Annotated in this window: 12 protein-coding genes; 4 read left to right on the forward strand and 8 right to left on the reverse strand. The window is 72.2% G+C overall.

The genetic code is table 11. The annotated features are described in order from the left end of the window. Window positions 1-40 precede the first annotated feature (40 nt). Complete coding sequence (locus tag BLA60_RS33825; RefSeq protein WP_245812332.1) at window positions 41-634, reverse strand: TetR/AcrR family transcriptional regulator; 594 nt, start codon at window positions 632-634, stop codon at window positions 41-43. A 102-nt stretch (window positions 635-736) separates the two neighbouring features. Between BLA60_RS33825 and BLA60_RS33830 the strand changes: the two genes are divergently transcribed. Both BLA60_RS33830 and BLA60_RS33835 read left to right on the forward strand, forming a co-directional pair. Continuing rightward, window positions 737-1,957, forward strand: a complete 1,221-nt coding sequence (locus tag BLA60_RS33830; protein ID WP_075137114.1) for an acyl-CoA dehydrogenase family protein — start codon at window positions 737-739, stop codon at window positions 1,955-1,957. Between the two features lie 81 nt (window positions 1,958-2,038). After that, window positions 2,039-2,965, forward strand: coding sequence for a glutamate ABC transporter substrate-binding protein (locus BLA60_RS33835; protein WP_075137115.1), 927 nt, complete (start codon window positions 2,039-2,041; stop codon window positions 2,963-2,965). 4 nt (window positions 2,966-2,969) lie between these two features. On the opposite strand, the gene BLA60_RS33840 is transcribed toward BLA60_RS33835, so the two are convergent. From BLA60_RS33840 to BLA60_RS33850, 3 genes are read right to left on the reverse strand one after another with little or no spacing between them, the layout of a single operon-like run. Then, window positions 2,970-3,908 (reverse strand): sigma-70 family RNA polymerase sigma factor, encoded by a 939-nt coding sequence (locus BLA60_RS33840; protein ID WP_075137116.1) that lies wholly within the window; start codon window positions 3,906-3,908, stop codon window positions 2,970-2,972. Beyond that, window positions 3,905-4,108, reverse strand: a complete 204-nt coding sequence (locus BLA60_RS44375) for a hypothetical protein (protein WP_075137117.1) — start codon at window positions 4,106-4,108, stop codon at window positions 3,905-3,907. Before BLA60_RS44375 ends, BLA60_RS33840 begins: the two co-directional genes overlap by 4 nt. 57 nt (window positions 4,109-4,165) lie before the next feature. Next, window positions 4,166-6,472, reverse strand: coding sequence for a glycosyl hydrolase (locus BLA60_RS33850; protein WP_075137118.1), 2,307 nt, complete (start codon window positions 6,470-6,472; stop codon window positions 4,166-4,168). 378 nt (window positions 6,473-6,850) lie between these two features. Here BLA60_RS33850 and BLA60_RS33855 point away from each other — a divergent pair, with 378 nt between their 5' ends. Next, window positions 6,851-7,441: a lytic polysaccharide monooxygenase auxiliary activity family 9 protein gene (locus tag BLA60_RS33855; protein WP_245812334.1), complete on the forward strand. Its 591-nt coding sequence runs from the start codon at window positions 6,851-6,853 to the stop codon at window positions 7,439-7,441. Window positions 7,442-7,516: 75 nt separating this feature from the next. On the opposite strand, the gene BLA60_RS33860 is transcribed toward BLA60_RS33855, so the two are convergent. Next, window positions 7,517-7,921: a hypothetical protein gene (locus tag BLA60_RS33860; RefSeq protein ID WP_154814800.1), complete on the reverse strand. Its 405-nt coding sequence runs from the start codon at window positions 7,919-7,921 to the stop codon at window positions 7,517-7,519. A gap of 181 nt (window positions 7,922-8,102) precedes the next feature. Between BLA60_RS33860 and BLA60_RS33865 the strand changes: the two genes are divergently transcribed. Then, window positions 8,103-10,844, forward strand: coding sequence for an AfsR/SARP family transcriptional regulator (locus tag BLA60_RS33865; protein ID WP_154814801.1), 2,742 nt, complete (start codon window positions 8,103-8,105; stop codon window positions 10,842-10,844). Here the strand turns inward: BLA60_RS33865 and BLA60_RS33870 are convergent. From BLA60_RS33870 to BLA60_RS33880, 3 genes are all read right to left on the reverse strand, one after another. Further along, window positions 10,820-11,881, reverse strand: a complete 1,062-nt coding sequence (locus BLA60_RS33870) for a cytochrome P450 (RefSeq protein ID WP_075137122.1) — start codon at window positions 11,879-11,881, stop codon at window positions 10,820-10,822. The two genes, BLA60_RS33865 and BLA60_RS33870, sit on opposite strands and share 25 nt — an antisense overlap. Window positions 11,882-12,014: 133 nt before the next feature. After that, a complete protein-coding gene (locus BLA60_RS33875) occupies window positions 12,015-12,926 on the reverse strand; it encodes a hypothetical protein (RefSeq protein ID WP_075137123.1) in 912 nt (303 codons plus the stop codon). Then, window positions 12,923-14,371 carry a phenylacetate--CoA ligase family protein gene (locus BLA60_RS33880; protein ID WP_075137124.1) on the reverse strand — a complete coding sequence of 483 codons (1,449 nt, stop codon included), beginning with the start codon at window positions 14,369-14,371 and terminating at the stop codon, window positions 12,923-12,925. Before BLA60_RS33880 ends, BLA60_RS33875 begins: the two co-directional genes overlap by 4 nt. Between the last annotated feature and the right edge of the window lie 105 nt (window positions 14,372-14,476).

The following is a 14,476-nucleotide window of genomic DNA, read 5'->3' on the forward strand; positions in this document are numbered from 1 at the left end:
GGGTGGCCACGCCCGGCACCGTGCGGCCTCGCTGGGGTGCCTAGCCGGTCGCGCCGGCAATGCGCAGGGCCAGGTCGCCGTAGTGCCAGACGATCTGGTCCTCGCTCAGCTCGCCGTCCTCGCGGTACCAGTTGGCCACGCCCATCCCGAGGTCGAGGATCGCGTAGGAGGCCAGGCGGATCGACGGCACGTGGAACCGGTCCTGCTCGGTGCCCCGGGTGATCAGCTGGCGGAAGCCGTTCTCGTAGCTGGCGCGGCGGCGCAGCACGGCCCGGCGGTGCCCTTCGGTGAGGCCGCGGATCTCCCGGTTGCCGACGAAGGCCTCCAGGCGGTGCCGGGCGTGGTAGCGGACGTGGGCCTCGGTGGCCCGGCGCAGGGCGACGGTCACGTCGTCGACGCCGAGCAGCGCGACCCGGTGGGCGTCGAGCAGCGCGTCCATCGTGCCGACCATGATCCGCGCCAGGATGTCCTGTTTGGACGCCACGTGCTTGTACAGGCTCGGGCCGCGCATGCCGACGGCCGCGCCGATGTCGGCCATCGTGGTGGCCTCGTAGCCGTGCCTGGCGAACAGTTCCAGGGCGGCGGCACGGATCGACGCGGACCGCGTACCGTCCTGCCCGACACTGCGAACCACACCCGGCATGCTATCAGCCGGTAGCGGCGGGAATTCCTTGGCAACACGGTGTTCCAGCACTAGAGTCCGCCTGAGCTAATGACTGTTAGCCAAGGAGGAGCCGTGCCCGTCCAGTTCGACCCCGCGCCGGCCGTCGTCGACCTCGTGCGACGCACCGAGGCCCTGGTCGCCGACGTCGCGCTGCCCGCCGAGACCGCCCACCGGGGGTCCGCGCACGACGCGCCGGAAGAACTGCGACGCACGCTGCAGGAGGCGGCCCGCCGCGCCGGGGTGTTCGCCCCGCACGCCGACACCCGCTTCGGCGGGCTCGGCCTGGACCTGCGCGACCGCGCCCCGGTCTTCGAGGCCGCCGGCTACTCGCTGTTCGGCCCGCTCGCCCTCAACTGCGCGGCCCCCGACGAGGGGAACATGCACCTGCTGGAACGGGTCGCCTCCGACGCGCAGCAGCAGCGCTACCTGCGGCCGCTGGTCAGCGGCGAGACCCGCTCGTGCTTCGCCATGACCGAGCCGGCACCGGGCGCTGGCTCGGACCCCCGGGCGCTGACCACCACCGCGCGCCGCACCTCCGCCGGCTGGCTGCTCAACGGCCACAAGTGGTTCATCACCGGGGCGCGCGGGGCCGCGTTCGCCATCGTCATGGCCCGCACCAGCGGCGAGCCAGGCTCCCCGGGCGGCGCGACGATGTTCCTGGTGGACACCGACACCCCCGGCCTGCGGCACGTGCGCGACCTCGACTGCCTCGACGAGAGCATGTTCGGCGGCCACGCGGAGCTGCTGCTGACCGACGTCGAGGTCGGCGAGGACGCGGTCCTCGGCGAGGTCGACCGGGGCTTCGAACACGCCCAGGTCCGCCTGGGCCCGGCGCGCCTGACCCACTGCATGCGCTGGCTGGGGACCGCCCGGCGCGCCGCCGACGTCGCCGCCGACCGGGCGCTGACCAGGCAGGCGTTCGGTGCTCGGCTCGGCGACCTCGGCATGGTCCAACAGCACCTGGCCGACAACGAGATCGACATCGAGGCCAGTCGCGCGCTGGTCCTGCGCGCCTGCTGGGACCTCGACACCGGCGCGCCGGCCGCCCAGATCACCTCGATCACCAAGACCTTCGTGGCCGAGGCCGTGAACCGGGTGGTCGACCGCTCGTTGCAGGTGTGCGGCGCCCTCGGCATCTCCGGTGACGCACCGCTGGCCCGCCTGTACCGCGAGGTCCGCCCGTTCCGCATCTACGACGGCCCGTCGGAGACCCACCGCTGGGCGATCGCCCGGCGGGTGCTGCGCGCGGCCGAGCGCCGGGAGGGCACACGGGCAGACGGTGTGCATCCGTGAACGCCGGGAACGTTCCCCGGTCACGACCGGCGTCCGACGTGGTCTGATACGCCGGTGTACCGCCGTGCTCTCGCTGCCCTGATGGTTCTGTTCGCCGTGGTCGGATGTGGTTCCGAGCCGCCGGTGCGCCCGCCGGCCGGGGAGTCGAGAGACGTGCGCCCGGTCGGGGTGCAGGACCCGGCGGAGTTGCCCGCCGCCGGGACCAAGGCCCCGGCGTGCGGCGACCCGAGGGCCAGTCTGAGCCCGGACGCGACGATCGCACCCGGTTCGGCGACCGACCGGATCGTCCAGCGTGGCTACCTGATCGCCGGGGTCAACCAGAACGCCTACCGCGTCGGTTCCCCCGAAGCCAGGACCAGGAAGCTCGTCGGCTTCGAGATCGACATCGTCCGCGAGATCGCCCGGTCACTGTTCGGTGACCCGGAGCGCGTGCGGTTCGCGGCCATCGACGCCGCCAAGCGCGAGGACGCGGTCAACAACGGCGAGGTCGACCTGGTCGTCCGCTCGATGACCATCACCTGCGCGGCGCGGGAGAAGGTGGCGTTCTCCACCGAGTACTTCACCGCCGCCCAGCGCCTGCTGGTCCCGGTCTCCTCCGACGTGACCGAGATCGACGACCTGGGCTCGGCGCGCGTCTGCTCGGCCAAGGGCAGCACGTCGCTGACCAACCTGAGCCACCTCAACCCCGAGGTCGTCCCGGTCTCGGTCGCCGACGTCGTCGACTGCCTGGTCCTGCTCCGCGAACACCAGGTCGACGCGGTGTCCACATCGGACATCCTGCTGGTGGCCCTGGCCGCCCAGGACCCGTCGACCAAGGTCGTCGGCCGGGACCTGGCGATCCAGCCCTACGGCGTGGCCATCGCGAAGAACTCCCCGGACCTGGTCCGCTACGTCAACGCCGTCCTGGACGGCTACCGCACCAGCGGCGACTGGGCGGACTCCTACCGCACGTGGCTCACCCCCTATCTCGGCGCCGCCCCACCGCCACCGGCCCCGCGGTACCGGTAACCACTCACCGCGTCGTCGTGGTGACCGTGTTGTAGGGCGAGTGCGGTGGGATGACCGGGGGGTCCGGCTGGACGAGCACAACCACGAGGATCGCGGCCGTGGCGACCCCGGCGGCCACGGCGGTGGCGATCAACCGTCGAGGCCACCAGCGGTGGACTGCCATGTCGCTCTGTGCGACGGACTCCAGCCGGTCGTACGGCAACATGGCCGGCATCCACATCCGCGTGTTCGGTGAGGGCATCAAGTAGATGTAGTTGTTGGCCTCGGCCAGTTGGACGGCCAGCGACCGGCAGCGCGCGCAGGTGCGGAGATGGTCGTCGATCGTTCTGCGCTCCCGGTCGCCGACCCCGGATCTCGTCCAGGCGCCGAGTCGCCCGGCGACGGTCTGACAGGTGCCGGCGGTGTCGGCGAGGTGGGCCTGGAGGTAGGCCTGGCGTAGTCCCTCCCGCGCGCGGTAGGCCAGTGAGGTGACGGCGTTGGCGTTGAGGCCGAGCAGCGGTGCCGCCTCCGCCGGGGACAGACGATCGACCTCGGTGTGCCAGAGCACGGCCTGCCACCGCTCGGGCAGCGTGGTGAACGCCCGCGAGGCCAGCATGCGTTCCAGTTCGGTGAACGCCGATGCGTCGACCGGCTCCACGTGACCGGTGTCGATCTCGCCGGTCGGTCGGACCCGCTGGTCGAGACGGGTCGTCGCGTAGGCGGCGTTCCGCAGGACGGTCAGCAGGTACGCGCGGAACGCGAGGTCCGGGCCGCGGCCGGCGCGCAGCGCGTCGAGCACGCTGGCGAACGACTCCGACACCAGGTCGTCGGCGTCGGCGGGGGAGCGGGCCAGCCGGCGGGCGGCGGTGTAGGCCGCGTCGACGTGCCGTTCGTAGAGCACGCCGTAGGCGGAGAGCCGACCGACGCGCACCTGCTCGATCAGGTCGGCGTCGGTGGTGCTCACGCCCGCCCCCGGCGCAGGGCGGGGACGAGCGCGGCGAGTGGCAGGAGCCCCCAGACCAGGGAGGCTCCCGCCACGAGCAGCACGGTGCCGACCGCGCCGGCCGTGGCGAGCAGCAGCGTCGCGGTGCGCCACGTCCGCGCGTCACAGCCGACGATCGAGTCGAGCAGATCGATCAGGGTTCGGGGATTGTCGTCGTTCACGATGGAAGAGAGCCTGCCGGAGCCGGCCTGTCACGCGACAATCGTCACCCGATCGGGTTATCCAGTCACGGTCTCGCCCGGCGGGACGGTCAGGGTGACGCCGTCGGAGAAGCGGACGGTCACCTCCTGGGCGCCGACGTTGGCCGCGACGTGGGTCCGGGTGCCGTCCTTGGTGAACACCGCGTGCAGCGGGTGGTCGGCGGTCACGCCGGTGTCGACGCGGCCGAGAGCGCTCAGACTCCGAATCCAGTGGAACGTGTGGGCCCGGCTCTCGCCCTCCTCCACCGTGTACCCGGGGTTCGCGCGCAAGGCCGCCAGCGCGGCGTCCGCGTCGGACAGGGCCTGGAACGACCAGATCACGTCGGCCCACGAGCGGGGGACCGCACTGCCGGAGTTGCGCACGATCTCGGCGACGTTGCGGTCGACGTAGTCCGGGTCGTGGCCCAGGTACAGCGAACCGCCGGTGATGGGGAGCATGTTGATGCCGTGGATCTTCTCCGGGTCGGCGGTGAACCAGGTGGCGTAGGCGCCACCGTCACCCCAGACCATGCCGACGGTGGAGTGTTCGAAGCCGTCGGGGAACGGCTTGTCGGTCCAGTAGTTCTGGATGGCGCTGGCCTGGGTCGTGTAGATGTAGAGCCCGGCGTCGCGTACCCGCGTGTCGCCGGTGGCCTGGCCCCACTGGATCAGCGCGTTGGCGAAGTTCATCCCCTCCGACGACGACTCCTGGTTGTTGCCGGCGAAGAACGCGCCGTGTCCGGCCGCCCAGTCGTGGCCGGCGTAGATGTCGAAGTCGCGCAGGAACGGGAACATCGGGTCGTCGCGGGTCGGGTTGTTGGCGTCGCGGATCAGCAGGTCGACCATGCCGCCGTACTGGTCGTCGGCGGCCCAGGACGGGTCGAACCTGGCCAGGGTGGCCGCGGCGGCGATGTAGTAGCCGTAGTGGAAGTGGTGGTCGTTGAGGTCGGTGTCCGAGCCGTAGGATGCCGGGTAGCCGATCAGTGTTCCCCAGTTCCGGTCGTGGTAGAAGACCCGCTGCGTCTTGCCCTCGCTGGCGGTGAACCAGTCGGTGAGCCGGTCGCGGATCGCGTCGAGCATCGTGTCGCGGACGTCGGTGCGGCCGACCTGGTCGGCGATCTCGGCCAGCCTCGCCGCCCGGCCCAGTGCCTTGCCGGTCCAGTAGGTGTCGTTGCCGAAGCCCGCGAACGGGTCACCCGAGCCGGCATCGTCCAGGTAGCCGTTGAGCGTGGCCCGGTCCTCGTCGGTCAGGCCGGCGGGCGGAAGTTCGGGCAGGACGCCGTTGTAGCGGGTGTCGGTGGTGAACGAGCCGGTGCCGACGAGAACCTTCAGCGGTCCGCGCGGCGACACGTAGGTCTGCTCGACCGGGGTGCCGCCGGCCAGGTTGTGCCACTGGTGCGGGTAGAGCGCGACGACCGTGCCGGTCTCGGTGCCCTCCCTGGCCTCGGTGGTCAGCCGGTAGGTGGCCCGCACGACGCTGGCCGACTCGTCGTAGTCCCAGGACACGGCCGTGCCGGTCAGGTGGGCGTGCGCGTAGCGGCCGTAGGAGTCGGCCAGCGCCGTGCGCTCGGCGTCGGTGCTCGACGGGGTGGTCGGCAGCACGGCCACCGAGAAGTAGTCCTTGCCGCCCAACGCGCTGGAGATCGCGGTGCCGGCGACCGACCAGGTGGCGCCGGTGGGCGCGTAGGCGACGTAGTCGTGGCCGTCGACGGTGAAGCCGACCCGGCTGCCGGTGGTGTCCCACACGGTCGGCGCGGCGGTGAGGCTCAACCGCGCGTCGCCGCCGGTGGCGGTGGCGTACACGAACGGCGAGCCGTGGGCGATGGTGGTGCGCAGGGTGCGGGTGCCGTCGGACCAGTACGGGCTGACGGTCCAGTCGGTCCAGTCGTCGACCTGGGACTCGGCGGCGCTGAGCCCGGCGACTCCGAGGGTGAAGTCGGCGCCGTACTGGAAGTGGTACTCGCCGACGGTGGTCGGCTCGCCGGTGATGGTGGGGGTGGTGGCGTAGTCGACGCCCAGGCCGCCGGCGACTGTGTCGAACGAGAACGGGTGGGCCATCAGGTTGTCGGAGAACGCGCACTCGGTGCGCTTGTAGACCAGCGAGGACCACCAGTCGTTGGTGGGGACCGGGCCGGCGGGGGCGTTGTCGGTCAGGTGCCGGCGCGGGTTGGTCGCCAGGTCGCCGCACGCGGTCGGCAGGGACGCGCCGGCCGGCAGGGTGGAGGTGTAGCTGCCCGCCCCGACCGGTTCGGCGCCGACCGGCGCGGTGATCAGCAACGGAAGCGCGGTCCCGACGAGCGCCGCGACGGCGACGAGGGCCAGGCGTGGGCCGGAGCGATGTCGCATGGCTGTGTCTCTCCTTGTGAGCAGGGTGAACAGGAAGAACCACCGAGGCCCGTGGAAGCGCTCTCACGACCTGTCTAGCAGCCGGCTCGCCGGGCGGTCAACCGTCCGAATTGCGGGTCTTGTGCGGTACCGGATCGCCGCGTGGGTGTGCCGAAGAAGGCCGAGATCATTTTCGATGTGTGCGGAATAGTCCACAACAATTGTTTCCGGAGTCGTTGATGTCCACGTCACGCCGGGATACTCTGAGTTGAGTGGGAGCGCTCCCAGTCGATCAATGAATGATCAGCCGGAAAAGAGAGGCCTCGCCCCATGCGAAAATTCGTCAGCCACAGGCCTGGCGCAAGATCGCGCAGTGTCCTGACCGTTCTCGTCGCCGCGTTGGCCTGCCTGTTCATCTGGACGCCGACAGCGTCCGCGCACGGCACCATCATCGGCCCGCCGACCCGCGCCTACCAGTGCTGGGACGACTGGGGCAGCGACCACATGAACCCGAACCTGCCCACGCTCGACCCCATGTGCTCCCAGGCCTTCCAGGCCAACCCGGACACCATGTGGAACTGGATGAGCGCCCTGCGGGACGGCCTCAACGGCAACTTCCAGGGCTCGACGCCGGACGGTCAGCTGTGCAGCAACGCCTTGTCCCGCAACAACTCCCTCAACCGGGCCGGCGCGTGGAAGACCACCAACATCAGCAACAACTTCTCGATGCACCTGTACGACCAGGCCAACCACGGCACGGACTTCTTCCGGGTCTACGTCAGCAAGAACGGGTTCAACCCGGCCACCCAGACCCTCGGCTGGGGGAACCTCGACTTCATCACCCAGACCGGTCCCTACCCCCAGGACAACAACGTCACGTTCAACGTACAGACCTCCGGTTACACCGGACACCACATCGTCTTCACGATCTGGCAGGCCGCACACCTCGACCAGACCTACATGTGGTGCAGTGACGTGATCTTCAACTGACACTGATACTGATAACGAACCTGATCACATGGAACGGGCCCGGCGTCGCCCACCGACGCCGGGCCCGGGTCGGTGCTAGACCGGGCTGCCGCACCGGCGGTCGAGGTTGGCGTCGCTGCTGCACACCTTGACCTGGACGTAGGCCTCCTGGATGAACAGCCAGTGGTCGTCCCAGTCGCCCTTGCCGCCGGTCACCTCGAAGATCTCGTACTCGGTCAGCGACGTCACCATCCACGCCTCGGCCCGCCGGCCGTCCTTGGCCGTGTCCTCCAGGTACAGGTCGATGTCCGCCCCGGCCGCCTCGATGCAGATGTCGTAGATCAGGGTCGCGCCCGAGATCGACGTGACGCCCGATCTGCTCCCCGCCCGGCAGGCCTGGCTCGTGGCGTCCCCGGTGTCGCCCGTCGCCGGGCTGACCACACCCACCAACGCGCCGAGGGCGGCGACACAGGCGATCACGACACGGAATCCGTTACGCACGGCAACACCTCACGGGGTTCGGCGGCGGGTGGCGCCCACCGCGACGGCGGTCCCTGGCAGGGAAAGCGTCGCTCGGGGCCGTGGCTGGAACGTGGCTGGAACGTGGTCGGCGGACCGGTACCGTTGGTGGTGCGCGACGCGCTTGCCGCCACGGGTGCCAGGAGGATGGTTGGAGTTCTGGGTGTTGGGCCCGCTCGAGGTGCGGGACCAGGGCCAGGTGGTGGATCTCGGCGCGCCGAGGGTGCGGCTGGTGTGCGGGCTGTTGCTGGTCCGCCCGGGTGACCTGGTCTCCGTGGAGCAGTTCGTCGACGAGTTGTGGCCCGACCGGCCGCCGCCGGACGCGCGGGCGCTGGTGCGCGGGTACGTGTCGCGGCTGCGGCGGGTGCTGCGCTCCGGACCCAGCGGCGAGGACCGGGTGGTGACCCGCAAACCCGGGTACCTGCTGCGGGTCGACGACCAGGAGGTCGACCTGCACCGGTTCGAGCGACTGGTCGCCCTGGCGCGCACGGCGGTACGCGACGGCGACCCGACCCGCGCCGTCGAGCTGTTCGGCCAGGCCAACCGGCAGTGGCGCGGCGGCCCGTTCGCCGACGTGCCGCACACCGCGAGCATCGCGGCGGCGGTGACCTGGCTCGGCGAACGCCGCCTGACCACCCGCGAGGAGGCGTTCGACGCGGCGCTGGCCGCCGGGCAGGCCGCCCAGGTGGTCACCGAGCTGACCGAGTTCGTCACGGCACACCCGCTGCGCGAGCGCCCGGCCGGCCAGCTGATGCTGGCGCTGTACCGCTGTGGCCGCCAGGCCGACGCGCTGGAGCGCTACCAGCGGACCCGCCGGGTCCTGGCCGCCGAGGTCGGGGTCGAGCCCGGCGCCGACCTGCGCCGGCTGCACCAGCGGATCCTCGACGCCGACCAGGACCTGGCCGGCGCGGCCGACGGACCGGTCGCCACCGGGCGGCAACTGCCGATGGACATCGCCGAGTTCACCGGGCGGCAGGCGGAGCTGGCCGCCCTGCAGGCACTCGCCGCCGGCGGCGAGCGGGAGCTGCCCGGCACGGTGGTGATCTCCGCGATCGAGGGCATGGCCGGGGTCGGCAAGACCCGCCTGGCCGTGCACCTGGCCCACCGGCTGATCGACCAGGGACGCTACGACGAGGTCCAGCTGTGGACCGACCTGCGCGGTTTCGACGCCGAGCACCCGCCGGCCGACCCGGCCGACGTCCTGGAGGGGTTCCTGCGGACCCTCGGCGTCCCCGGCGACCGCATCCCGACCGGCGTGGAGTCCCGCGCCGCCCTCTACCGCGACCGGCTGGTCGACAAACGCGCGCTGATCCTGCTGGACAACGCGGCACGCGAGGACCAGGTCCGCCCGCTGCTGCCCGGCCGGCCGGGCAGCCTGGTGCTGATCACCAGCCGCCGTGGGCTGTCCGGATTGGACGGTGCGCACGCCGTTCGGCTGGACGTCCTGCCGCCGGCCGACGCGGTCCAGTTGCTGGCCAGGATCGCGACCGACGACCGGATCGCCGCCCAGCCGGCGGCCGCGACCAGGGTGGCGCGGCTGTGCGGGCACCTGCCGATCGCGCTGACCCTGGCCGCGCGGCGGCTGCGGGCCCGGCCGCACTGGACGGTCACCGACCTCGCCGACCGGCTGGCCGGCGACACCGGTGACCAGCACGAGCCACGTGGCCTCGGCGCCACCTTCGACCTGTCCTACCGGGCGCTGACCGACCCCCAGCGGCAGCTGTTCCGGATGCTGGGCCTGCACGTCGGGACCGACGTGACCGCCGAGTCGGCCGCCGCGCTGATCGGATCGACCCGCCGCACGACCGAGACCCTGCTGGAGGCCCTGCTCGACGAACACCTGCTGCACCAGGAGGTCGCCGGCCGCTACCGGTTCCACGACCTGATCCGCCCCTACGCCCGCCGCCTGGCCGAGGACGAGGAGCCGGCGGGCCGGCGGACGGCGGCGGTGCGCCGGCTGCTCACCTGGTACCTGCACGCCGCCGAGGCCGCCCGCACCGTCCTGGACCCGCACCGCACCCGGATCATCGACCTGCGCCCGCTCCCACCGGAGTGCGCCGTTCCCATGTTCGATGACTACGAGCGGGCGTTGGCCTGGTTCGAGGCGGAGCGGGCGAACCTGGTCGCGGTGATCGGGGTGGCGCAACACCACGGCGCGCCCGAGGTGGCCTGGCAGCTGGCGTGGGTCACGATGAGCCTGTTCTACCGGCGCAGCTACTGGGACGACTGGATCGCCACCTTCCGGATCGGGCTGGCCGCCACCCGGACCAGCGGCCAGCGGCGGGCCGAGGGCATCATGTGGCGCGGGTTGGGTGTCGCGCACAGCGACCTGCGCCAGTTCGACACGGCGATCGACTGCTACCAGCGGGCGCAGGTCCTGTTCGAGGAGGTCGGCGACCTGCACGCGCAGGGCTGGAACCTGAACAACCTCGGTGTGCTGCACGTCGACCTGGACAACCTGGCCGCCGCCAGGACCTGTTTCCAGCGCGCGCTGTCGCTGCTGCGCCAGACCGGCGACCGCCAGGGCGAGGGTTTCTGCCTGAACAACCTGGGCGACACCTGCCGCCGCCTGGGCGCCACCCAGGCCGCGATCGCCTACCTGGTCGACGCCCTGGGCATCCAGCAGGGCCGGGAGGACCACGTCGGTGAGCAGTTCACCCTCGCCACCCTGGGCGACCTGCACCAGGACGCCCACCAGTACGCCTCGGCCATCGACTACTACCACCGCGCGGTCGCCATCAGCCGACGGCTGGACGACCAGCGCATCGCCGCCCGCACCCTGACCAGCCTGGCCAGGGCCCACCACGCCCTGGGTGACACCGAGGCCGCCGCCGAACACCGGCGGCAGGCCCGCGCCATCTTCACCGACCTCGGCGACCCTCAGGCCGACGACCTCGACGACTGAGGGCCGCCGAGGTCGTGTTCGGGCGGCGAGAACACCGCGGTGACGCACGGGGTGTCACCGCGCCGGGTCATCGCCACCGCCGGCCGGGCGGCCAGGTTCTCGACCGCCGCGGCCAGCCAGCGCACCTCGAACCGGGCGCCGACGCAGGTCCCCGGTCCGATGGCGAACGGCAGGAACGCGTCCGGGCGCCGGCCGGCCCAGCGGTCGGGGTCGAACAGTTCGGGGTCGGTCCACTGGTCGGGGTGGCGGTGCAGGGCGTGCACCGGCACGACGAGTTCGTCGCCGCGCAGGACGTCGAGGGGGCCGAGGCGGTGGTCGTGCAGGACACCGCGCCGGTGCTGCCAGGCGGGCGGCCACAGGCGCAGGGCCTCCAGGGCGACGTGCTCGGGGGCGTACTCCCGCGCCGGACGTGGCGGGCGCCGGGCGGCGACGAGGTCACCGGGCCCCAGCAGGCACAGCAACCAGGCCAGCGCCGCCGAGGACGCGCCGACGAACGCGGTCACCGCGCGCAGGTACACCTCGCCGCGCACCGAGGGGTCCAGGTCCGGAAGTTCGGGGACCGCGCCGGCTCCCACGGCCGCGCCGGCGCTGTCGGCCAGTCGCCGGAAGGCGGCCGGGTCGGGGCGGCGGGTGCCGGTCACCAGGCCGTGGAACACGGTGTCCAGGAACCGGGTGACGGTCACCCGCAGTCCCGGGTCGCGGTCCAGGCCCAGCGGGCCCCGGTGGGCGGTGGCCACGGCGTGCAGACAGGCGCGGTGCAGGTCGCCCCGGGCGGCCGTGACCGCGTCGACGGCGGTCGCGGCCACCCGGGCGGGGTCCTGCTCGGCGAGCGCGGTGTGCACCCAGCGGTTGAGCGCTGACCGCTGCAGCGCGGGCAGTGCGACCTCACCCGGGCGCCAGAACGCCGGCACGTCGTCGAGCCGGCCGTCGGTGTCGATCAGCGCGCGCCTGGCGAGCCGAGGTTCGCACACGACCACGCTGCCCGCGAGCGTGCGGAACACCGGCCGGCTCGCGCACCGCCGTTGCAGTGCGCGCATTCCCCGCCAGCTCAGTCGCCGCGTCGGACCGAAGGGCATGGTCAGTAGTAGCTGTAGCCGAACGGCGCCCAGGCCAGCCGCCGGATCCCGCGTTCCATTCCCAGCCGCCGCATGACCGGCCGCATCATTCGTTTCATCGAACTCCTCCTTCTTCTTCCTGCCCGGCCGCGACCGGCCGGTGCCCGTTCATCACGTCCAGCCGCGCGGTCAGGTCCCGCGCGACCTGCTCGACCGTCGGGACCGGGGCTCCGGCCGGTCGGTCGCGGTGGGCGCTGGTGCGTTCGGTGCGGCCGAGCGCGCGCCACAGCAGGTACTGGGCGGCCATCAGCGGCCCGGCGACGAGCATCACCGGGAACGGCCCGGTCAGCACGCCGGCGTCCAGGACGAGCGCGAGCGCGGTGGTCAGCGCCAGTGCGGTGAAGGCGGCGAGCAGGGCGGCGGCCCGGCCGAACGCCTTGAGCGCGACCAGCGCCCACAGCGTCAGCATGAGCACGTCGCCGAGACCGATCAGCCGGGCGCCGTCGGCGAACACCGGCGCGAACGGCAGTCCGACGGTCTTGGCCAGCAGCTCGCCCATGGTCGGCAGCATCGTCGTGGCGACCACGTCGTAGCCGGCGAGCAGCACGCCGAACACGGCGACGTCCCGCGCCTTGATTCCACTTTGGACATACAGGTTCGTCACGCCGACGACGAGAACCAGCAGCAGCACGTTGTTCCACCAGGGCGTCGCCCCGGCGCCCACCAGCGCCACGTCGAGCCCGCCGGCGGCCACCGCCACCAGCAGCGCGACCCGCCCGGTGAGCACCGGCGCGAGGGTGAACTGGACCGCGAGCACGGTCATCAGTCCGAGTACGGTGGCCACGGCCGCGTCCGGCAACGCCAGGTACAGCACCGGAAGCAGCACGACGACCGCCATCACCACGACGATGTCGCGCACCGTGTACACCCCGACCGGCGGCCGGTCGACCTCGACGAACCGGAAGTACAGCACGGCCAGCGCGATCGCCACGGCCGGCACGGCGACCAGCACCCAGAATCCGGTCATCGCGCGAACTCCGTCCTGGGCGCGGCCGTGTCGGCGAACCGCAGCTCCCGCAGGTCCGCGCGCACCGGCTGGGTCGCCGGCATGGTGGCCAGTTCGGTGTGCGCGACGACCCCGGCCAGCGGCAGGCCGGCGGCGAGGGCGCGTTCGTGGGTCCGTTCCGCGACCCCGTCCCGGTCGGCCAGCAGGTGCAGGACCAGGCCGTCGGAGGTCTCGACGGTCGCGAACCGTGACGGGAGCACGGCGTCCGGGTCGTCCTCGACGACCTCCAGGATCTCGCGCGGGGTCACCACCCGGCCCTCGATCTCCCGCAGGTGCTGGAGCTTGCCGAGAACCCTGGTCGTGGCGGGCAGCGCGGCCAGGTCGCAGTCGAGGCCGGTCAGCGGGCGCACCACGTCGCCACTGAACAGCCGCAGCAGCAACGTGGTCTCCCGGTACGGGTGCACCGGGGTGAAGGTGAGCACCCCGAGCTCACCCGGTTCGGCGGGCCGGGTTCCGGTGCGGTCGAGCACCTCGGTGATGCCCTGCTCGGGGTTGAGGTGCAGGTGCCGCGCGGCGCAGACCTGCGCGCCGCCCGGCGAGATCTCGGTCATCCCGTAGGTCTCCACGACGGTCGCGCCGAAGAGTCGTTCCGCCCGCCGGCGCAGGCCGTCGGTGAGGATCTCGCCGCCGCACATGATCGTGCGCAGGCCGAAGTCGCCGGCGTCGTGGCCCAGCCGCTCGGCGGTCGACACGAGCAGGCCGAGATAGCTGGGATAGGTGGACAGCAGGGTGGGCCGGGGTCGGCGGCCGGCGAGCGGGGCGCTGCCGGACAGCCGCGCGAGCGCCACCTCCGGGGCCACCAGGCCGACCGAGTTCGCGGTGGCGCCGACCATCGCGGTGGCGTTGAGGACGCAGTGGATCCCGAACACCGCGCGGGAGCTGAGGTTGAGCTGGACGACGTCGTCGGTGCCGAGATCGAAGTCGATCAGCAGGGAGACCGCGGTCATCGCGCTGAACAGGTCGGCCTCGTAGCGGGAGAACCACACGGCGGTCGGTGCGCCGGTGGTGCCGGTGGTCTCCGCGCGGTACCACGGGCGGACCCGCTGGTCGACGAACGCCTCCGGCAGGTCGCGCAGCGCCTCCTTCGGCGTCACCGGCAGTGTGTCCATAGTGGACAGCGTGATGTCCTCGGGCCGGAGTCCGGCGCGGTCGAGGTGCTGGCGGTAGAAGACGGTGTTGTCGTAGGCGGCGCGCATCACCCGGCGCAGCCGCCGCTCGTCGATCGGCCGGCGCGCGTCCTGGTCCAGCGCCCGGCCGCGAAAGGCCGCCAGATCACCGATTCCGCCGAACTCGGCGCGAGTGGCGAGGATGCTGGCGACGATCCGCTCGAAGTCCGCGATCCGCACGCGGCTGCCGAACACCAGTGACAGGCCGTGCCGCAGTTGGGCCAGTGCTGTCCCGAGCACAGTTCCTCCAGGGGGAGGGCCGGACGCCCCGGCGACCAGGCCGGGGCGCCGAACCCGTCGGGTCAGACGATGCAGACGGAGAACGCGACCGCGGTGATGGCGCCG

Source organism: Actinophytocola xinjiangensis (genome assembly GCF_001921215.1).
Lineage (GTDB): Bacteria > Actinomycetota > Actinomycetes > Mycobacteriales > Pseudonocardiaceae > Actinophytocola > Actinophytocola xinjiangensis.

What these genes read in the sequence shown, in the direction of transcription:
- BLA60_RS33850 (WP_075137118.1), bottom strand. Translation starts at nt 6,472, where the DNA reads ATGCGACATCGCTCCGGCCCACGCCTGGCCCTCGTCGCCGTCGCGGCG.
- BLA60_RS33875 (WP_075137123.1), bottom strand. Translation starts at nt 12,926, where the DNA reads ATGACCGGATTCTGGGTGCTGGTCGCCGTGCCGGCCGTGGCGATCGCG.
- BLA60_RS33870 (WP_075137122.1), bottom strand. Translation starts at nt 11,881, where the DNA reads ATGCGCGCACTGCAACGGCGGTGCGCGAGCCGGCCGGTGTTCCGCACG.
- BLA60_RS33835 (WP_075137115.1), top strand. Translation starts at nt 2,039, where the DNA reads ATGGTTCTGTTCGCCGTGGTCGGATGTGGTTCCGAGCCGCCGGTGCGC.